We start from the raw sequence: 21831 nt of genomic DNA, 5'->3' as shown, positions 1-21831 counted from the left end.
GCGGTTTTTACCGGTCATGTTTATCCGGATTTGCCCTCAGTAGTACTCGAAATTGAGGATTGCCGTGGTATTGATGCGGCCGGCACTGAGCCGGGCAGCATCATACACATAGTAGTAAGCCCAGAGACTGAAGCCGTTGTTTACTTCAATAAATTTGTCCTTTCCCCATTCAAACAGATAGGAATCAGCGCGCGGCTGTCGTCCCGGCGGATTGATGACCAGCGCACTGTTGTCATTGGTATCGGCATAACGACCAACCCGGATCCCGACTCCCTGAGCCGCACCCTGTGAGGTATCAATGAGGGTTTTCATATCCCGCAGCCAGACCTGATTGCTGGCCAGATAGGCTTTTACCGGACGGCTGGCGCGACCGTTCAGGCGATCCCGGCAGGAGATATCCAGATAAAAGCGGGTCATTCCGGCGGTTTTGTTGCGTACCAGCTGCGCTCTGTCCACCTGCGGCAGTTCGACTAATAAATCTGCGTTATCAAAGGTGCAGGTAGTTTCACGCGGCTGATAAATGACATCCAGCGGCTGCAGGAACAGATCTTCATTGTGCTCCGGCCAGTGTCCGCTCAGCAGATAGGTGAGGATATCCAGCCCGAGACGGATAACGAACTGAAAGATCCCGACCCGTGTGGTGTCGGCGGCAATCACTGCGCCGTCAAAACGGTACTGGCTGCCGGGTACCGTCACATCACTGCGTGAGCCCTGCGGCATCACCCGGGCGCTGAGAGTAAAACGTGCCTGAAGGTTCCCCGCCGGATACGGATTTCGGCTGTAACCGAATTTTTGGCTGCCGCCGGGCTGGAGGTCAATCACCCTGAACTCGACCGGATAGCGCCCGTTCTGAAAACCGACCACCACGGCGCGTTTTTGCAGGTAAGAGGCGTTGGAAACACTGCTGCTGTAGCCGTTACAGCTGAATTCCCCGCTGTAGCGGGTATTTAAATAAAGCGTGGTTTCCGTCTGACGGTAAAAGGTTTCCGACAGATCAGCTATCAGCGGCGGTGCCTGTTTGTTGCCGTCGTTGGTACACTCCGCCTGCGCATAACCGGCGATCAGCATCAGCAGGCCGGTAAAAAGAGGGGTTTTTCTGAGCATCGGTGATGTTTCCTTTATTCTGTACAGGGCAGCGGCGTACTCTGCGGATCCGGTGTGAGTGTGATGCGGCAGTAGCCGTTGTCCGTATCCGTCAGGCGGACATTGATCTGTTCCGGCCGTGTTTCGCTTTTTATATAAATGAGGCTGTTCTGCCCGACATAGCCGATGCTGTTATTGTTCCCGTCAGTGACTTCTGTGCCGAACGGCAGTGGTTTACCGTTTTGGCGCACGGCATGCAGATAAAATTCCTGCCGGGTATCCGTTCTGAAGTTCACGAGTGTCACCGCCCCGGCGTAAGGCACGATATCCTGCACATTACCCAGCAGTTCCGCTGCATTTTCCGGTGCCTGTGAGGCATCCAGGATCAGCGCATTTTTGCGGTAGGCGGACAGATACGGCACCAGAACCTGACCCTGAGTGTTGGTGGTGACATTACGGTCATTGTTTACGATGGCATTGGCGGTGCCCGGCACATTCACCACCGCAAAGGTTTCTCCCGGCTGATTGGCGGTGAGAATACCGCCGGACCAGGCCACCACACTGCCGGTGGCACCGGCTCCCAGCTGGCGGTAACGGCCGGATTCACTGTAAGAGGCATTCAGTGTCGCCGGGGCTGCCCGGTAAGCGGCGCTGGTACTGAAGGTGGTGCCGCCGGACTGCTGATGCGCGGCATTGACGTTATAACTCAGCGCGTTGCCCTGCCCGGCGGTGCCGCTCAGGCCGATATTGCTGCTCTGATAGCGGCCTTCTTCTGTCATGCTGTTTGCGGTCAGATACACCTTGTGCCCGGACAGGGTCAGCGGAACGGAGAGTGTCAGATTTATCCGCGTTTCTTCATTATTACTGTCTGCCGGATTGTTGCTGTCTTTGCTGTAACGGGTCCGGCCTGCGCTGAGAGTGTAATTGATATCCCGCCAGTTATTGGCATAACCCAGCTGATATTCGCGGGTGCTGCCCTGGCCGCCCCAGTAATCACGCAGCGTACCGGCGAGATAAACCGATCCGTAATCCGCACCGATCCGCTGGTTGATGTTGACATTAAAGGTACTGCGCTGGCGGTAACTCTGTGACTGCGGGGAGAGATCGCCGGTCAGATCCTGCCGGTTAAGCAGTTCCTGATACTGCACCGCATCTGCCAGACTGAAATAACCGCTGGTGGAATAACGGTAAGCCGCCAGCGAAAAATTGGTATTGGTCTGATGAATGAAACGGCTGTAGGCCACCTTGTAGCTCTCGCCCCGGTAACGCGGCATCTCCTGTCCGAACCGGGCATCGGAGTGCGTAACATCCACGGATAATGCGCCGATCGGCAGGTTAAACCCGCTGCCGAGCAGAAACGCCTGATAATTTTCCGCCGCAATCACACCGCCGTAGCCGGTCAGCGTGTTATTAATGCCATACTGAAGATTCAGTTGTGCAAAATCCGGATGGTAAGCGGTATCCGTCAGACGGACTTCACCGGTATTCAGCTCATATTTGAAGAGGCCTTCCTTTAACATATTCGGCACAGCGGAGAAGGGCACCATAAAGCGGTTGATTTGCCCGTCCGCTTCATTCACTTCCACCTGCAAATCCCCGCCGGATCCGGTCGGCAGCAGGGAATCGACCACAAACGGACCGGGCGGAACACTCTGCTGCCAGATTAGCTGTGCATCCTGATAGATTCTGACCAGGGCATTGGTCTGTGCCACACCGCGCACGACGGGAGAGAACCCCTGCCAGGCATCGGGATACATACGCATATCTGTTTTCAGGGTTGCGCCGCGGAAACGGACAGAGTCGAACAGTTCGCTGGAGGTATAGCTGTCCCCGGCACGGAAATCCGATTTAATTGCCGGAAAACCGCGCTGAAGGTAACGGGTATTGGTATTCCATTGCGTGCTCTGTCCGCTGCTGTAGGTCACTGAGGATTGATCCCGCAGCTGCCAGCCCGCCAGATTCAGACCACTGTTCAGGGTCAGATACGCATTGTCGTTATCACTGCCGTCACGTTTATGGGTGGCGTGATAGTAATTGGCATTATAACTGACTATCGCAGCATTAACGCCCTGATCCCACCGTGACGGATCGACATACCCTTTCAGTACGGTATTCAGCATTGCCTGCGGCACATTCAGTGCCAGCTGAAATTGCCCGGTATTCAGGGTATAGCTGTCCGGCGGCACCAGACTGCTCAGTGCGACATAACCGTCTTCATCGGCCTGCGGCGGCGGTGTGCTGTCACGCAGTCCCAGTTTCGGCACATCCTCCTGCGGGATCAGAATCGTGTGTCCGCTCTGTTGCAGACGCAGCGAAAAACGCCCTTTCCATTCCCCGTTCACACTGATTTCAACGGTGTATTCACCGTCAGGCAGGGTATCGTCGCGATCAAAGCGTGACAAATCCGCTTTGGCGGAATCGCCGTAAAGGAAGTTGGTGTTAAATCCGGCCCCGGCTGCCGGTGTGCTGAGCAGCACCGGCAATAATGAAATCAGGGCGGAAAAACGGCGGACAGGGCGCGGCATCAGGCTGCTGTTCAGTTCAGGGACAGCGGATAGGTATTGATGGCACCGAAATCGTCGATCAGTGTCAGCGAATAGTGATTTCCGGCCGGTAATCCGGCTGCGGCAGGCAGCGTGAACTGAGAATAAGGGGCAATCATCGTGCCTTCTTCCGCCAGATCACGGCTGTTCGCGGTCTCTTTCAGACCGAGAATATTAATATGATACGGAGAGTCATTTTTCAGAATATAGTGCTGACCGTCACGGGTGAATGTCAGGCGGGTATGGGCTTTATCCGCACTCAGGGTCAGGCCGGACGGGCGGTAAAACAGTTTGATACGGGAGCGGATAGCAATCTGCATCATGTTTTTATCCGTACTGCTGTCCGGCAGCGGCGGAATATCCAGTAAATTCAGATAAAACAGGGACTCTCTGTCTGCCGGAAGCTGTACCGGCGTCATTTTCACCCGCAGTTGCTGACCATTTTTACCGTCAATTTTCACCACCGGCGGTGTCAGAATAAACGGAACATTGGCGGTCTCCGGGGTGGAATCAGGGTTGCCGTCATCAATCCACGCCTGGACTAATGCCTGCTGTGTCCCGGTGTTAAATAATTGTACCGGAACCTCTTTACTTCCCTGCGGATAAATAACACGGGTGGAGTTAATAATAACATTCGCCCGGCTGACAAATGTCACCGCCAATAATAATAATGTTAAGATACTTTTTTTCATGATAGGTATTTTCAAAAATCAGGCCCCTGAATTAAAGAGGCCTGAAAATATCAGAAGTAAGACAGGTTATATGTCAGCATGGTATTGATTTTACCCGGCTGAGCGGGTTCACTGCCGACTTTGTAATATTTTGCATAAAACTGCATAACACCATTATCAGCCATAATTTTTGTATCGTATGGTGTATTTAAATTAATGACTTCATCACTTTTTTGTGATGTTAACGCAATCCCGACATTTTTATGATTGCCTTTCTCATCCGTTTCCTGGTTGATCAGGTAATTACCGTTATTGGCAATCAGATTGGTGGATGCGAAATTAATGTGCAGTGATTTTTTATCTTTGTCGCTGGCGTTACAGTCTGATAATTCGAGAGAAAATGCTTTCTTCCCTTCATCTATTGCGCCCGGATGATTGATTTGATTAACCGTAATCGGATCTAATAATACCGACATGTTTGCATTACCATTATTAATGGTACAGGTAGCATCTGTAATGAAGCCGGTAAAATTGATGGAACCACCGGATGCGGTGGTAGCCGCAGACGCAGAGTTAGCAACAAAAATAAGGGAAAGAGACGCTGCAAGAGCGAATTTTTTATTCATTATCCTCTCCGGGATGGAATATATAATAAATCCGGCAACGGAATTAATTACGTTACCTGTAAATTTATTTTTAGTCATAGTGATTTTTAGCGGATTCTGAAAAAACAAATCAGCAGGGTTTATTTAGTTAGTAGCATCAATAAGAAATAGTTTTCCCCGGCAATTTTTTATTACCGTTAACAGGAAAGAGGTTTCTTATACATCAGAATGGAAGGCATAACTAAAACGAAACAGATTATATAGTCACGAAATGATTAATTGAAGTATTTTTCTGATTTTAGAATTAAAAGGTGGGTTTTATCTGTAATATCCTGATACAGACAGTTACTTATGGATTTATATACTGTCTTTTTATGTTATTACGATGTTATGCATTGATTGTTGTTAATATTTTTAAATATTCATTTAATATATGTTAAAAAATGCAGTATTTAATATTATTTTTTCTTTATAATGATTGATTACAACAATTAAGAATAATTATCATTAACTGTGTTAACAGCGAAAAATCAATCACTCAGAATGATCCTGCTATTCATTATCGGCGCAATCACAGAGAACTTTAATTGTTTTCAACTTTATTTTAGGTACAGAAGGATAACTATCAGAATCAACTGATAACGAGTGTAACTGTTTATATGGCGATTATTTCAGGCGGAGGACAGCGGCGGGCAGCGTTGCGGCTGCCCGGACAGAATCAGTTTTTGTTCTGTTTATGGAAAGCCAGACGTTCTTCAAAATAGGCTTTCAGATGAGATGCCAGCCCGTGAATTTTGTCATCCAGCTGACGAACCAGAAATTCATCGCTGTTCATATCATCAACCCGCTGCATAGCGAGGTCATCAACATATACTTTTTCCTGCGGGGTCAGTTGTGCCATTGTCTGTCTCTCTGAATATAGTGGGAATATGGTATGTTATCACGATTTTAACGGATAACACGCAGGTGTCACGATGGATGAAAAACAACTTTATCATTATGCCATATGGTTGCTGGGACGGCGGGAATATGCCGGCGCAGAACTGGCCCGCAAACTGAAACGGAAAATAGCCGAAAAGCAGGAAACCTCCCCGACGGAAGAGCGTGTTCTGCCCCGGGTGATGGCGCGGCTGACCGACTCACAGTATCTGGATGACACCCGCAGTATCGCGCTGTTTTTTCAGGCCGGGGTGAGAAAATTGCACGGGCCGGTGCGGATCCGCCAGGAATTACGCCAGAAAGGGTTTGACGGTGAACTGATTGATGCGGTTTTTTCCGCGCAGGAGACCGACTGGTTTGAGCAGGCCCGTGAGGCAAAAATGAAGAAATTCGGGGAGATGATACCGGCTGACTATAAAGAGAAGCAAAAACAGATGCGTTACCTGATGTACCGCGGTTTTACCTCTGATCAGATTTATGAATTGTACTGACGCGATCAGGAATTATTTATTTTTATTCAGTGCCTGCTGTATGGCTTCATGGTAGCGGTGATACAGAAAATCCGTATTGAGCCCCGCCTGCTGTAACTGTATCGCCAGCAATCGTAACCGCTTATTTGTCTGTTCATATTCTGTGCTGTCCGGCGGCAGAACAGACAATAATTCCGCCAGAGAAACCGCCTCCTGCCGGGCCAGTAATGCCGGGGGAAGATAGCCGGCATTCTTCAGTAAACGGTAGCCGACCCGCAGTTCCGGCGGAACATGGCTGTCATCATCCAATGTGAGCGGCTTACCTTCTCCGGCCAGTCCTTCTAATTCCCCGCTTTCAAGCGCCGCCTGAATATGGCGTTCTGCCAGTGTGTCAAAAATCGTCATAGCGCTTTTGTTCCTCCTGTCACCGATTCATTATAGCAGTGTCTTTCCCCCGCATAAATCACCTGTTTCAGTCAAAAAATCCGCATTTACCGCTGAGTGATAAATGAATTATATCAGGGGTGTTTGTGCATTGATATTCACTTTTAGGGTATCCGGCACCTGTCAGACGTGCTGTCTGAGTTACACCTGTCAGTTGTTTATAATTACACATGGAATACCTGTTTTATCGCTCTGCTGCTTATTTTTTGTTTTTTGCTCCATTGCGATATTTCACTGATATTTTCAGTTATCAAGCATAAATGTCGCAAATAACCCGGTTAAAGCAGGCGATAGAGTCGATGAAAACACATAAAATAAGTAATTTATCTTAATGGTAACGTGGCGGACTACCCGGAGGTAATTATATGTTGTTAAGCAAATACACAGTAAAAGTATATTTTATGATGCTTGAATTGTGGTTTTTTGTATTGCCGTTGTGTTTTTTGTGTTTATTTTTATGTCATCTGAACACGTAAAATGAGTTATTTGTGCTTTTTATCAAAAAAAGACGAGAAAAAGTTAATGTTTTTAAATTCATATTTTGTGAATAAATATTCTTTATATTGCGTAACTGAATTTCGCATTTAGTTATGATTTGAAATAAATTGTATGAATTATATGTTTCAACGTCATTAGTTAATAACTCTGGTAATAAGAATTTAAATCAATTTAAATTCTGTAAATTTTATTCCTTATGGTCATTTATTTTGTTTTGTGGCGATATTCTGGTCGGATGAAAAAAGTGGTGCAACGTGATTACCTGCCAGTTTTAACGCATTTTATTTGTAAAAAAATGGTTATTTATCACATTGTGATTATTTTGCAGTTAATTTGACTTAGGGTGATTCTTAAAACCCCTGTAGACATCTGTAATCGCCTCCCTATAATACGCCGCCGATTTCTCCATAAGTAAAATTTTTTCAGTCCGGATACAGGACAACTCAGGTGAACGTTAAATAAATTAATTAAATAACCCGGCTATGCAGATAGCCGTCAGCCTTTCCGGTGACGGCTCATTTTTTCTGTGACGCATTAAATGGTGTCAGGGGTTGCTGTACCCGGAATTTCCTTATTCACGTCTTTCAATTTTGAGAAAAATAAACAATGAATAAAATATTCAAAGTCGTAAAAAATCAGCGGACAGGGAATTCTGTTGTCGCATCTGAATTTGCAAAGGGTGCAAAAAAAGGGAAAAGACTGGCACTGTTATCACTGGTCATGCTGACGGGATGCGGGCTGTGTATATCAGTACAGGCCGCAGAACCGGCGGTTTCTGCAGAACCGTGGTTAGAAACGGAATATCTCCCGGGACAATATAACAGCACAACTAAAACATGGGTAAATAATTCAAACGAGAAAGAACAATCCAGGGTTATTAATAATGGTGGTGTTAAAGGCCTTAATTTAAATAATGAAAATACCAAGTTCACGAATCATCTTGATTACCATGAAACCTGGCTTTTATTACAGGAATTGTGGGGAAAGAATACAGATGAAAATAAGGTTATTTCAATTACCGAATACCGTAACGGACAGGCGGTTCCCGGTGATGCTTCCCTGAATGCTATTGAAGACTGGCAGATCCCGGATAACCCGTCAGCAATGGAAGAGATTACCTGGAAGAAGGAAGACGGGGAAATTGCGGTTATGCAGGCGTATAACACCGGCGCTTTCAAAAAAAAGATCGACCCTCAGCTGGGCGTGTATCTGCTGGAAAAACAACCGGCATTATCACCGTTCTACCATCTGACACTGGCAGAGGTCAACGATGGTACCCTGAATATGACTGCAGCTGACAATGTTGACTGGAATATTAATTTTATCAAAGACAGTTCACTGTTTGTGGCGGCAGCAGACAACGGGAAATCCGCAACTATTGATACCACCAGCAAGCTGCATGTCACGTTCGGTGAAGCCTATGGCATGCATTTATCCTCCGGTGAGTATAAATACCGTTTCCAGCCGCAGAATGAACTGGTTGAGAGAGTCACTATCCCGGAAGAACTAAACGGGTTTGTCTCAAACGGCAGAACCTATGCCCTTGGTGATACTTTTGCGATCGGGAATGCCCGGGGACTGGCGGATTACAATGCGTTACTGATAGACGCGGTAAAACACAACATATTACCCTGAGCGGCATATAAAGCGCTGATTGAAGCGACGGTTGTCCCGCGCCCGCAGGACAAAGATTATTTTGACGTTAATATCGATCTGAAAGGTCTGGAAGATAAAGATATCCGGCTGAATGAGGCCATTACCGCCGACATCGGCAGGCGATCTATTTTTGAGGCCGATGGTGAAGGCAGTGTGCTGAATATTAAGGACGGCGCGGATATCCGTGGTGAAACGGCATCAGATTCAGGTCGTTATCGTGCTTATCATATTTTTGCGCATAACGGCGCGAAAGTATTCCACGATGCCACTACCTCCGTCCCGAATTATAAAGGGCAGAATGCGTTAATCGATAATGCGGAATTTACCAACACCGGTACGTTACTGCTGGGAGACGGCAAAACCCGTATCCACGGTGATCAGGTCACCGGGGAAAATGCACGCTATACCAACGCCGGTACCATTGCGGTTGAGGCTTTCAACCTCGCCAATAATGACCCGGCGGATAAAGATGAAATTGCCAACACCGGTGTGACAGCATCCGGCGGTTCACAGGTCACCAACGAGAAGGGCGGTAAACTGCTGCTGGGGCAGAAAGGGATCGGCGAAAATGAAGGAACCGTGACCGGCGTGCAGGTCAGAGGGGCTTCGTTTGTCAATAACGGCGATATTCTGATGGGTAAGGATGGCGTAAGTCTGTCCGGCGGTCGTGAGGATGATACCTGGGATATGCGGATTATGTCGAACGCCGTGGCCGCTCTGCTGGATGAAACCGCCAAAGCGGGTGAGAGTTATCATATTGAAAATAATGGAAAAATTGAGATTAATAACGGCGTCAGTAATGCTGTCGGTATTAACGTGTCATCGACACCGAACCGTCATGCAGATTCACAGCTGACGGTCGTTAACAAAGGTGAAATAGACGTGGCGGGCACCAATACTGTCGGTATGCGGGTGTCAGGTACTAATCGTGATAAGGATATTATTGAAAATAACGGCACGATCAATGTCTCCGGTTCCGGTTCGGTCGGATTGCTGGCTCTGGGCGACAGCACGATCATCCATCACGGGAAAGTGATCGCCACCAACAACGGAACCGCAGACGGCACAACCAAACCATCGCGTACCACCGGGGTGCGGGCGGATGATGCGAAAGTGATTATCGACGGCGGAACTGTTGAACTGAAAGGCAATAACACCGTCGGGGTCTTTGCCCGTGTGGGGGGGATCATCGATCTTAAGAAAGGTCATGTTATTTTTGATAAAAACTCGGTCAACCAGACCGGTTACTGGATCGCCGGGCGTAAAGGCGCAGACGAAACCTTCAGTTCGCGGATTAATTTCGGGGCAAGTGATGTGGCGCTGACTCTGGATAACACCGATTCGACGTTGTTCCGCGTTGATCAGAAAGCACAGTTCCTGGGGGACAGCAGCAAAGGCACAACGTACACCTTTGATATCAACGGTGAAAAAAGCCGGGGTTTCTATATTGCGGATAACGGTACCGAAGTGAAAACCGGCAATATGCAACTGAATGTCAACGGAAAAAAGGCAACCGGGCTTTATCTGGCCAGTGGTGCCGGGGCGGACGGTCAGGTTGTGCTGGATAAAGAGACTACCATTAATGTTACCGGCGAAGGCGGAACCATCGCGGTGATCGACGGCAACTATTACGATATCAACGGTAATGCGATCGCCAAAGGATCGGACAAAACCACACTGACCTCAAAAGCGCACCTGAAATCAGGCGGAACCGATGACAATATCGCGAAAAACGCCATCGGTTATAAGCTGATCAACGGCGGTGTGCTCAATCACGACGGTAATATTGACTTCAGTAAAGCAGACAACGCCACCGGTATCCGTGTGGAAACCGGAACGGTGAATAACACCACCGATATTACTGTGAATGGAGTGGGTGTTGATATTTACGGCAAAAATTCCGTGGTAAATAACACCGGTAATATTACCGCCAATAGCGGCACCGCCGCAGTCCGCCTGAATAAAGGTGCCTCAATGACTATCGGCGGCAGCGGTAAGATCCTCGGTGAATATTCGGCGGATGCGGTACGGGCACATTCCGGTTCAAACGTGAAACTGGATAAAGCCAATATTGACGTCACCGGCAGCGGCAGTGGTCTGCATCTGCTGAATACCGATGATGACAGCGGCGCGTTTAAACTGTCCGGCAGCGGCACCATCAATGTCAGCGGTGAGAATGCCTCCGGCCTGAAACTGGAAGCGGATGACGGCAAAGGCGGGGTGACGATGGCGAAAAGCAATCTCGACACTTCGGGCGCCAACGGCACCACGATCAATGTGAAAGATAAGGGCGGCAACGGCATTGTGACCAATACCTCCGGTGATGTTATCAGCGGAATGAATGTGAATATCGAATCAGCGGAAGGGAAATCTGCACTGGTGGTGCTGGGTGAGACTAAAAACATCATACAGAGCGGCAAACTGACCTCAAACGCCGATCACAGTGTGGTGGATCTGACCGCGCTGAAAAATGATTTCAGTTTCACCAACCGCGGCACCGTGACCGCCGGTACCAACGGCATGGCGGTGGATGCACATCAAAACAGTAATATCCGCTTTACCAACAGCGGCACGATCAGCGGAAAATCGCTGCTGGGCAGCGGAAATAACACCATTACGCTGAGCGGTAACACCCGTGATATCGCGACAGGTCACGGCGATAACACCATTGAAATGACCGGAAAAGCCAAAACCGGCATTCTGACAGCCGGTAACGGCAACAATACCGTGACACTGAACGGCGGCACGGAACTGGTGAGCGGGACTGTCGGTAATGGTCAGAACAATGTGATTCTGAAAAATGTTTCTGAAGCACAAAGTGATGCCCTGTTCGGCAATCTGACCGCAGGTAGCGGCGGACAGGATACGCTGACGCTGACAGGCAAAAAAAGCCACTATGTGTTACAGAACAGCAGCAAAATCAGTGGTTTTGAAAAACTGAATGTTGAGGAAGGCCGTTTCGAACTGCGCAATACCGACATCACACTGAATGAACTGACGGTGGATGACGGTATCACCGTGAAACAAGGCGGTGAGCTGTTTATCAATCAGAATAACGCTCATACCTTTGCTCATCAGTTGCAGGGGGATGGTCTGGTCACTACCTCAACAGCGGGTCAGGCATTTAACTTTACTAATAAGAGCGCAGCTTTTGCGGGGGATAACTTCACCGGCACGCTGCGTCTGACAAACGGTACCTTTGATATCGCCGGTGACAACACCCGTGCGCTGCAAAAATCCCGTCTGGATATCGGTGATAAGGCTGTGGCAACCGTCCGCGAAGGGGTCGGTACTCAGTCATTTGATCGCCTGGCAATGAGCGGCGGGACATTGGCCTTTAACGACAATATCACCGGCAGCAGCAAGGCGGATGGTCATATCAGCGTGAACGCCCTCGAACTGGACAACGCGAAAGGCAACGTTCAGGTGAAAGCGGACGGGTTTGATAATCTGCCAACGCCGTCAGCGGATAATAAAGTGCCGCTGCTGGAGCAGGATGAAGGCGATTCCGTGGTTCAGCTGGTGAATGCCGGTAAAGCCTCGGATTATACCGGCGGACTGAATCTGCAGCTGACGGATAAAGACGGCAATGTGATCCCGTCCAATACGAAGACAGAGCAGGACCTGCGCCAGGACGGCAAAGTGGTGGCGAAAGGAACCTACGATTACGGCTTACAGACCAGTAAAAATACCGGTGGTAACGCGGACGGGTTGTATGTGGCTTATCAGCTGACCGAAGTGGATCTGCAGGGCAAAGGCATTGATGCGCTGGTGCTGGCGGCACAGTCCGGGAAATCCGGTTCAGCCGCTAACCTCGGGGCGAAAATCACCGGACAGGGCGATCTGGCAATTGATACCGCGAGTGAATATGTCACGCTGTCCAATAACAACAATGATTACACCGGCAGCACGTTTGTCCGTCACGGTAAATTACGGGCAGAAGCTGACAATGTATTAGGGAATACGCAGTTGCTGGATCTGGCGTCCGGGACGGCGGTTGAACTGACCAGTACCGCCGGTGCCGGTACAGAGCAGACTACCGGGAAACTCACGTCTGCGGAAAACAGTCTGGTGGCGCTCGGTAACGGCAAACTGACGGTGAAAAATGGCGGTGAGGTGAATGGCTATCTGAGCGGTACCCGCGAGGGTCAGCTGGTGGTGAATAATGACACGCTGACGGTTACCGGGGCGAATACCGGGATGCATTCCGCAGTGACTATCGATCAGCCTGCGCAGGTGACTATCCGCAATATCGCCGGTCTGGGCGACAGCCTGATCGCGGTGGCGGGTACACTGCGCACGGAAGGGGCACAGGGGTTGCTGCGTAATCAGCTGACCGGCAGCGGCACCACCGAAATCGCGCAGACATCGGATGCACAGCTGACGGCGGATAACAGCGGGTTCAGCGGACGTTTCACCACGGATGCAAACAGTACACTGCGTGCCTCACGGGCAGAGCATATCGGCAGTGCGGCGATTGAAAACGCCGGTACGCTGGTACTGACGCATAATGACGGCAAACAGCCGTGGGATCTGACCAACAGTGTCACCGGGACAGGGACTTTGGTAAAACAGGGGGCGGGCCGCATTACGCTGACCGGTAAATCGGCGCAGTATACCGGTACCACGGAAATTCAGAACGGTACATTACAGGCGGGAAGCTATGATTCCGCGCTGGAAATGAACAGCCGTCAGGTGAATATCGGCACTCAGGGAACCTTTGCCGGTCAGGGCACACTGAAAGGCAGCGTGAATAACGCCGGTCAGTTCTATGTCGGTGAATTGGATAAGAAAGATCTCGGACAGGCAACGGATTACCGCGTTGACGGCGACTTTGTCAACAACGGCGGCCGCATCTGGCTTGCGAGTCAGAAAGAGACCGAAAGCCGTCTGAATGTCGGCGGGAATTTCACCGCAAACGGCGGTTCGATCACACTGAACACGATACTGAACAAAGGTCATGAGGAAACCATGACGGATCAGCTGGTGGTGGACGGAAATGTGTTTACCGGGAAAAACGGTGCGACCACGCTGAATATTAATAATGTCGGCGGCGAAGGTGCGGATACCCTGAAACAGCCGGATGCGATTAAAGTAGTGGATGTCGGCGGAAAATCGGATAAAGATGCGTTTAAACTGGGCGGGCCGGTTGCCATCGGGGTGTACGAATACCTGCTGCACAAAGGGTATAAAGATGACAGCTGGTATCTTGATTCTTACGATACCAATGTCTATCCGCCGGATGAAAACGACGACAAACCGGATCATAACGTGAACCCGGGTGGTGGTGGCTACATGGCGAACCGTACTGCGGCACTGGGTATGTTCACCATGACCCTGCATGATCGCCTGGGCGAACCGCACTATGCTGACAGCTTTAAAGGGGAAGAGAATGCCTCTTCTGTCTGGCTGCGCATCACCGGTGACCGTCAGCGCCATGATGCGATCAACCGTTCCATGCGTATTAAAGGGGATACCTATACCACGCAACTGGGCGGCGATATCATCAACTGGAACAATGATGCACAGGACACCACAATCCGCGGCGGTATTATGGGGGCTGTCGGTAAATCGGATTACACCAGCAGCGCCAAACGAACCGGCACCAAATCCGATGCCAAAATTGACCGGGCTTACAGCGTTGGTTTATACGGTACCTGGTATCAGAACCGCGAAGACGAAAATAATGCCTATGTCGATGTCTGGGCGCAGTACGCCTGGTTTGATAACCACGTCTCTGTGGCGGGTCATTCATCTGACTATAAGAGCAACGTAATCAGTGCCTCTGCTGAAGCCGGTTACAGCATGGCGGTATACAAACCGGATGCGGATAAACAGTGGCTGCTGGCACCGCAGGCACAGGTTATCTTTAATTCTTATGATGCTGATGACAGCAGCAACGGCACCGGACTGAAAATGAAAGGTGAGCGCAGCAACAGTGTGGATACCCGTCTCGGTGCCCGCCTGACTTATGCAAATCAGAAGCAGTCCGATCAATCCGCGCAGCCGTTTGTTGAAGTGAACTGGCTGTACAGTAATGCGAAAAGTGATATGACCTTTAATGAACACTACACCTTCAGTGATGATATGCCCGCCAGCCGGGTGGAAATCAAAGCAGGTGTGGAAGGGCAGATTTCACCAAACTGGAGCGTCTGGGGTAACGTCTCTCACCAGATGGGGGCGAATGATTACTCCGGTGACCGTGCGATGATCGGCGTGAAATACCAGTGGAAATAAGCTGAACTGCTGAGATAAAAATCCCCCTGTGGCAACACAGGGGGATTTTTTTTATCAATAACGTTCCTGATGTCAGCGCCGCGGCGCGAAAGGGTAAACGAACAGGGTGAAATCAGTTAGCAGAAGCAGGTTCTAATGTCACTTTTTTGGTTTTTTCTTCTGACAGTGCCTGCTGACGGTTACGTTCCAGTTCCAGCGCACCGAAGTGAGACAGAATACAGAAGATGATGCAGCAGACGATACCGCCTAACAGCAGATAGAAACCGCCGTGCCAGCCCATACGGTCAACAATGAAACCGAACAGGGTGGTTCCCAGGGTTGCACCCAGGATGTAGCTCATGAAACCGCGTAAACCTACCGCAGAACCGACCGCGAAGCTCGGGACGATTTCCATGGTCTGCACGGATGCCAGGAACTGAGGCACATAAATCAGGCAACCGACAACCGCCGCAAAGAAGGTGACAACGGCCAGGGACTGGCTCTGCCAGTAACCGATCAGGCAGAAGAAAATCAGGGTCATACAGACGATCGCCAGCGGCATTCTGCGGCCTTTGAACAGTTTGTCTGTCAGCCAGCCTGCCAGCAGAGTGGACGGAATCGCTGCCCATTCGAAGAACAGGAAGGCCACACTCATCTGATCTTTACTGAAGTTTTTCTCCGTCAGCAGGTAAATCGGCAGCCAGCTGATGATCCCGAAACGCACCATGTAGACGAATACGTCAACAAACGAGACATACCAGGCGTTTTTGTTTTTCAGCACATAGGTACAGAAAATCTGAAATGCAGACATATTTTCCGGAGACTGCTCTTTCTGTGTGTCAGATAGCACCACTTTTTCTTCCGGCATCATTTCCGCCAGCGCCGGTAAGCCTTCCTGTTCCGGAGAACCTTTACCCAGCAGCAGGACGATCACCGCGAAGACCACGGCGATAACCGCCGGAACCGCATAGCTTGCCGCCTGCCAGTGCTCAGTACCGAGAACCGCGAAAGCCGCGCCCACGATTGGCGCAACGATACCGCCGCCGACGTTGTGGGAGATATTCCAGAACGCCCCGATACGACCGCGTTCACGGCGCGGGAACCATTTGGCGATAGTAATAAAAGAAGGACCGACGCCCATGCCCTGGAACAGACCGTTGAGGGCAACGAAACCGACGAACAGCCAGAATGCGCCGCTGAAGCCCATACCGAGGTTAACAACGGCACAGAGGATCAGACCAAAGGCCATAAACGCTTTCGGGCTGGCTTTATCCGCCAGGCTGCTCATAATTCCTTTACTGATCCCGTAAGTGATCAGCATGCAGCTGGTTAACATACCGATCTGCGTTGTGGTCAGATCGAGGTTTTCTTTCAGATACGGCGTGGAGAGCGTAAAGTTATTGCGGACAATATAATACGCTAAGTAACCGAGGAACACGCTGAGCAATGCCTGAACGCGATAGCGTTTGTAAGTGGCAGGCACTTTTTCAGGTGCGACTTTATTTTTTGCCATAGCCGGCTTTAAAAATGACAGCATAATTTCACCTGCAGAAATGTATTTTAAAATAGGATTACTGTGTGTATGGTCTTTTTTTTCTGACAGGGTCATCATGTTCCGGCTGAATAAATATCTCAATATCATGGTTTTGAGTCACTTTTGACTCAATATGAAATAGAAGAGGTATAAAATGACACAAATAAGTTTATGGGTATGTTTGTTTTGTATCACTATGAAAAACATTGTGAAATTAATAAGGTGAATGATAAGTAAAAATGAATGAATCGCTTTTATATTGAACGTAAAGGCTTTTATTCTTATTTTGTCGTTGCGGTAATTTATTGCTATTATTGTTTCCTGCATTGTTATTATCTGTTTATGGCGATGATTTAAAATATCACGTCAATTACCGTGCCTGTTTGTTATTTTCTTTACTATCTGCCGCGCAGATGCCGGTAAACAAACGGGTAATATTTGTCTCAAACGGGCTTTTGCGACAAACTGAAAAAGATGTCATTTTTTTGATGTGAATCACACCCCGCAAACGAATACAGAACTCAGCTTATGCCACAACGCCGAATCCGCCGCTTTGCGGCCAGTATGATAACCGCCGCCTCACTGATATTCAGTCTGTCAGCATCCGCGAAACCGGATGAGCTGGTGATTGCCACCACCCTTTCACCGGAAGCGACTGCTCATATTATCAGCAGCTGGCAGCAGCAGCCCGGCGCCGTCCGTATCCGGACCATTAACCGCACCAGTGCGGCACTGGAGCGTCTGCTGGATACCCCGGCACTGGAAAATGTTGATCTGGTGGTGACATCGTCGCCGATGTTATTACAGCATTTACAGGAGCATGACCGGCTGGCGGAACTTCCGGATCTGCCGGATGTTTCCCGGCGTCTGGTGCCGCTGCGGCTGCGCGGTAATGCGGCTGCGGTGGCATTTTCCGGTTACGGCATTCTGGTGAATAAACGGCGGATGACGGAAAACAATCTGCCGGTGCCGGCATCGTGGGATTCCCTGACCGACAGCCGCTATCAGGGGTTGCTGCTGATGAGCAGTCCGTCACGCTCGGACACCTATCATCTGATGGTCGAATCGCTGTTACAGCAGCGCGGCTGGGATGAGGGCTGGGCGCTGTTGCTTAATGTTTCCGGGAATCTGGCGACTATCTCATCACGCAGTTTCGGTGTGGCGGACAAAATCAAAGCCGGGCTGGGCGGGGCCGCACCGGTGATTGATAACTACGCCTGGCTGCTGCTGGGTGACCCGGAGCTGGCTTTTAATTATCTGCCGGATTCCGCCACATCCCCGACCTTTGTTGCGATAAGCCGCCACAGCCTGAATAAAGAGAAGGCCCGCGCCTTTATCCGTTTTCTGCTCAGTGAGCAGGGGCAGAACGTGCTGGCAGACAGCAGCACCGGTAAATATCCGGTCACACCGCTGCCGCAGGGAAATCCGCGTGAGCCGGTGCAGCGCCGCCTGCTGAATTCTCCGCATCAGATGGATGAGAATCTGGTGCTCAAACGTCAGCGCATGGTACAGCAGCTGTTTGATACCGCGATCACCTTCCGTCTGACGGAATCCATCGATGCCTGGCGTGCCCTGTATACCGCGGAAGCCCGGGTGAAGCATCCGCTGCCGCATATCCGTGCGCTGCTGACCGCCATGCCGGTCTCTGTACAGGAGAGTACCGACCCGGCTTATTATTCGCGTTTTGACGATAACCGCAAAGCGGAGGAAGAGTATATCCGCTGGCAGAAATTCTTCCGCGAACAGCAGCGCAAAGCGATTGCTGAACTGGAGAAAGTCCGGTGAAACAACGTATTGCCCGTTATATCGGTCGTTTCAGTATCAGTGCTATCCTGCGCGGCGCGTTTGTGATCGGCACACTGATGACACTGATTGTCAGCTGTGTGAGTCTGTATGCCTGGCAGGCGCAGAACCGGCAAATCCGCTACGCGCTGGGCGATTATTTTCCGCGTATTCAGGCGTCGTTTCTGATCGAGGGACAACTGAACACGCTGGTGGATGAGCTGAATGAGTTTCTGAAAGCGCCGGATACGGCGGCCCGTCTGCAACTGCGTAACCAGATCACCCTGCATCTGTCGCAGATCGAAGCGATCAACCGGAAACTGAGCGGTCAGGATCAGGCTCAGATAGCGGCGATTGTGCAGCAGGGGCAGGCTCTGTTGCAGCGCCTCGATAATGCTCTGTATACCTTGTTTCTGGCGCGGGAAAATGTAAACACACTGTCCGCGCGGATCGCCTGGCTGCATGACGATTTCAATACCGAACTCAGTTCGCTGTCACAGGATATCAGCTGGCAGCAGGGATCTCTGCTGGATCAGATAGAGCAGGAGCCGTCCCGGGCTATCGCCTTACAGGGCAGCCTGCGCAAAGTGCAGGGGGAGTTACAGCTGATCTATACCCTTGCCCGGCTGGAGGGGCAGATTATGGACGATCTGACCGGGCGTCTGCGTGACGAGCAGAATGAAAACACGGAAAGCAGCGCGGATTCGCACAGTTATGTCCGCTATCTCACCTATCTGAAGTCCGGTGCGGAATCAAACGAAACGGCGCTGGATATGTATCCGAGCACCGTGACACTGAGTCAGACCATTGATGAGCTGCTGGATATCGGCCTGTCTGACAGCAAAATGCCCGGTGTGCTGAAAAATTACCGCGCGGCAAAAGCGGAGCTGGCGGCTGCCACAGCAGAAAAGGATCGCATTCTGGAGCGGTTCCGCACTCAGCTGGATGTGCAGCTGGATAACAGCCACAGTCAGTTACAGACTCTGAATCATCATCTCTCCGGTATTATGAGCTACAGCGGCACCATCATTATTATTACCGCGCTGCTGGCATTATTACTGGCGGTGATTTTTAACCACTATTTTATCCGCACCCGGCTGGTCCGGCGCTTTACGGTGCTGAACCAGGCGGTTGCACGGATCGGACACGGGGATCTGACGGCGGATATTCCGGTTGAGGGGCGGGATGAGATCGGTCGTGTGGCCATGCTGCTGCGTCAGACCCTCAATCAGATCAACCGGCAGAAAGCACAGCTGGAGCAGGAGATCACCGACAGAAAAGCCATTGAGGCTAATTTACGCGCCACACAGAATGAGCTGATCCAGACCGCCAAACTGGCGGTGGTCGGGCAGACCATGACCACCCTGGCGCATGAAATCAATCAGCCGCTGAATGCATTATCCATGCACATCTATATGGCGAAGCGGGCACTGGCGGCAGACGGAAACACCCATGCCGTGAATGCCCTGAATAAATCCGCGCAGCTGATCACGCGAATGGACGGTATTATCCGCTCTCTGCGTCAGTTTGCCCGGCGGCGGGATGATGGCGCGACATTACAGCCGATTGATTTGCACCGGAGCATTCAGGATGCGTGGGATATCCTGGCACTGCAGAACAAAATGCGTGATGTCACTCTGCATCAGCCTGATTTTCTGCCGCAGGTGCAGGGAGATACCATCGGTATACAGCAGGTGCTGGTCAATATGCTGTCCAATGCGCTGGATGCCTCACCGGCAGCGGCGGAAATTGTTATCGATTTTGCGGAATCCGGTGATGAAATTTCCCTCTTTATCAGTGATAACGGCAGCGGCTGGCCGATAGAACTGGCGGATTCACTGATGAAACCCTTTACTACCAGTAAAGAAATCGGTCTCGGGATCGGCCTGTCGGTCAGCAGTTCGATCATGCAGCAGCTGGGCGGCAGTCTGCGGATCGCATCCACACTGACCGGTAACGGATGTGTGATCCTGAGTTTTAAAAAGGTAACTGAATATGCTTGATGATAACTACGATATCTTATTAATTGATGATGATACGGATGTGCTGGAAGCTTACTGCATGCTGCTGGCGCAGGCCGGATATCGTGTTTATGCCTGTCATGACCCGCTGGCGGCAAAAGAGCTGGTTCACCGCGACTGGTGCGGCATTGTGCTCAGTGATGTTTGTATGCCGGGATGCTCCGGTATCGATCTGATGGCGTTATTCCTGGAAAAAGACAAATACCTGCCGGTACTGCTGATCACCGGTCACGGCGATGTGCCGATGGCCGTGGAAGCCGTCAAACAGGGGGCATGGGATTTTCTGCAGAAACCGGTGGATCCGGAGCATCTGCTGACCCTGACAGAAAAAGCCCTGGCTGCCCGCAGGCAGCGGGTCACCCAGCGCCGCTGGAGCTCAGAACAGCTGACACTGAATCTTGCCGGAGAAAGTGAATGGACAGAACATGTCCGTCAGCAGCTGCGCGGACTGGCAGAAACCCATGCAGCGGTCTTTTTGCACGGTGAGCCGGGGAGCGGCCGCACCTATCTGGCGCGTTACCTGCATCAGATCAGCAGCAATAAACGCGGGCCGCTGGTGATCAAAACCCTGCTCAGTGATGAAGCGATCCCGCTGGATGCCTGGCTGGATGAAGTGACGGACGGCACACTGGTGATCAAAAATATCGATCTGATGCCGCTCAGCCAGCAGCGCTGGCTGGTACAGCATATCCGTCAGGAGCAGCGGACATTCCGCCTGATCGGGATCGCTGACACGCCGCTGATTATGCTGACCAAACAGCAGAAGATTATTGCCGAACTCTATTACTGTTTCTCGATGACACAGATTGCCTGTCTGCCGCTGTCCCAGCGCAAAGCCGATATTGCACCGATATTCCGCTATTATCTGGAACAGGCCTGTTCCCGTCTGAATCATCCGCTGCCGAACCTTGCGGAACCGCTGGTGAAAAAACTGACCCGGCGGCACTGGCCGGGCAATGTCAGTGAACTGGCGAATGCGGCGGAGCTGTATGCGGTCGGGATTATGCCGATGGGCGATACAGCGAACCCGCTGCTGCCGTCCGTGGCCCCCACTGCGCTGGATCAGCGGGTGGAGAGCTATGAGCGGCAGATTATCACTGAAGCGCTGAATATTCATCAGGGGCGGATTAACGATGTATCCGAATATCTGCAAATCCCGCGTAAGAAACTCTATCTGCGCATGAAAAAATACGGGCTGGATAAGCATCATTACCGTATATGACATAAACTAATCTGATGATTTTTTGCCTTGAGCCGGTTTATGCAAAATAAACCGGTTTTTTTGTTTATTTTCACCGCTTTTTAATTTAAAAATTTTGAATGATTTATTCGTATTATTTTAACGATACGGTTAATCGTAAAATATAGC

At 50.5% G+C, this 21831-nt stretch carries 13 protein-coding genes; 6 read left to right on the top strand and 7 right to left on the bottom strand.

Annotation, left to right across the window (positions count from 1 at the left end; translation table 11 throughout):
- Positions 1 to 36 precede the first annotated feature (36 nt).
- The 5 genes from ACF8OF_RS20010 to ACF8OF_RS19990 all read right to left on the bottom strand — a co-directional run bounded on the left by ACF8OF_RS20010 (position 37) and on the right by ACF8OF_RS19990 (position 5803).
- A complete protein-coding gene (locus tag ACF8OF_RS20010) occupies positions 37 to 1104 on the bottom strand; it encodes a fimbrial protein (protein WP_262860114.1) in 1068 nt (355 codons plus the stop codon).
- Between the two features lie 14 nt (positions 1105 to 1118).
- Positions 1119 to 3608: a fimbria/pilus outer membrane usher protein gene (locus ACF8OF_RS20005; RefSeq protein ID WP_392497489.1), complete on the bottom strand. Its 2490-nt coding sequence runs from the start codon at positions 3606 to 3608 to the stop codon at positions 1119 to 1121.
- A gap of 11 nt (positions 3609 to 3619) precedes the next feature.
- A complete protein-coding gene (locus tag ACF8OF_RS20000; RefSeq protein ID WP_262881803.1) occupies positions 3620 to 4333 on the bottom strand; it encodes a molecular chaperone in 714 nt (237 codons plus the stop codon).
- 35 nt (positions 4334 to 4368) lie between these two features.
- Positions 4369 to 5001, bottom strand: a complete 633-nt coding sequence (locus ACF8OF_RS19995) for a fimbrial protein (protein WP_262862372.1) — start codon at positions 4999 to 5001, stop codon at positions 4369 to 4371.
- Between the two features lie 619 nt (positions 5002 to 5620).
- Positions 5621 to 5803 (bottom strand): hypothetical protein, encoded by a 183-nt coding sequence (locus ACF8OF_RS19990; RefSeq protein WP_025152541.1) that lies wholly within the window; start codon positions 5801 to 5803, stop codon positions 5621 to 5623.
- A gap of 73 nt (positions 5804 to 5876) precedes the next feature.
- On the opposite strand from ACF8OF_RS19990, the gene ACF8OF_RS19985 reads away from it, so the two are divergent.
- The gene (locus ACF8OF_RS19985) at positions 5877 to 6332 is read left to right on the top strand and encodes a regulatory protein RecX (RefSeq protein WP_262881801.1); all 456 of its coding nucleotides are present in this window, start codon (positions 5877 to 5879) and stop codon (positions 6330 to 6332) included.
- A gap of 12 nt (positions 6333 to 6344) precedes the next feature.
- Here ACF8OF_RS19985 and ACF8OF_RS19980 read toward each other — a convergent pair whose 3' ends face one another.
- A complete protein-coding gene (locus tag ACF8OF_RS19980; protein ID WP_262860109.1) occupies positions 6345 to 6716 on the bottom strand; it encodes a DnaJ family domain-containing protein in 372 nt (123 codons plus the stop codon).
- A gap of 1143 nt (positions 6717 to 7859) precedes the next feature.
- Between ACF8OF_RS19980 and ACF8OF_RS19975 the strand changes: the two genes are divergently transcribed.
- Positions 7860 to 8888, top strand: coding sequence for an ESPR domain-containing protein (locus ACF8OF_RS19975; RefSeq protein ID WP_392497486.1), 1029 nt, complete (start codon positions 7860 to 7862; stop codon positions 8886 to 8888).
- A gap of 174 nt (positions 8889 to 9062) precedes the next feature.
- A complete protein-coding gene (locus tag ACF8OF_RS19970) occupies positions 9063 to 15146 on the top strand; it encodes an autotransporter outer membrane beta-barrel domain-containing protein (RefSeq protein WP_392497485.1) in 6084 nt (2027 codons plus the stop codon).
- A 112-nt stretch (positions 15147 to 15258) separates the two neighbouring features.
- Here ACF8OF_RS19970 and ACF8OF_RS19965 read toward each other — a convergent pair whose 3' ends face one another.
- Positions 15259 to 16662, bottom strand: a complete 1404-nt coding sequence (locus ACF8OF_RS19965; RefSeq protein ID WP_392497483.1) for an MFS transporter — start codon at positions 16660 to 16662, stop codon at positions 15259 to 15261.
- A gap of 525 nt (positions 16663 to 17187) precedes the next feature.
- On the opposite strand from ACF8OF_RS19965, the gene ACF8OF_RS19960 reads away from it, so the two are divergent.
- From ACF8OF_RS19960 to ACF8OF_RS19950, 3 genes are all read left to right on the top strand, one after another.
- Positions 17188 to 18444, top strand: coding sequence for an ABC transporter substrate-binding protein (locus ACF8OF_RS19960; RefSeq protein WP_392497481.1), 1257 nt, complete (start codon positions 17188 to 17190; stop codon positions 18442 to 18444).
- A 77-nt stretch (positions 18445 to 18521) separates the two neighbouring features.
- Positions 18522 to 20444, top strand: a complete 1923-nt coding sequence (locus ACF8OF_RS19955) for an ATP-binding protein (RefSeq protein WP_275984208.1) — start codon at positions 18522 to 18524, stop codon at positions 20442 to 20444.
- Entirely contained in the window at positions 20437 to 21684 is a 1248-nt protein-coding gene (locus tag ACF8OF_RS19950; protein WP_392497479.1) for a sigma-54-dependent transcriptional regulator, read from the top strand. The genes ACF8OF_RS19955 and ACF8OF_RS19950 overlap by 8 nt, the downstream gene beginning before the upstream one ends.
- The last annotated feature ends 147 nt before the right edge of the window (positions 21685 to 21831 follow it).

It is taken from the genome of Morganella sp. TYF_1, from assembly GCF_043105645.1.
In the GTDB taxonomy this organism is placed as follows: domain Bacteria; phylum Pseudomonadota; class Gammaproteobacteria; order Enterobacterales; family Enterobacteriaceae; genus Morganella; species Morganella morganii_B.
Note: the sequence above shows the minus strand (reverse complement) of the source record. Positions and strands in the feature narration are given on the sequence as shown.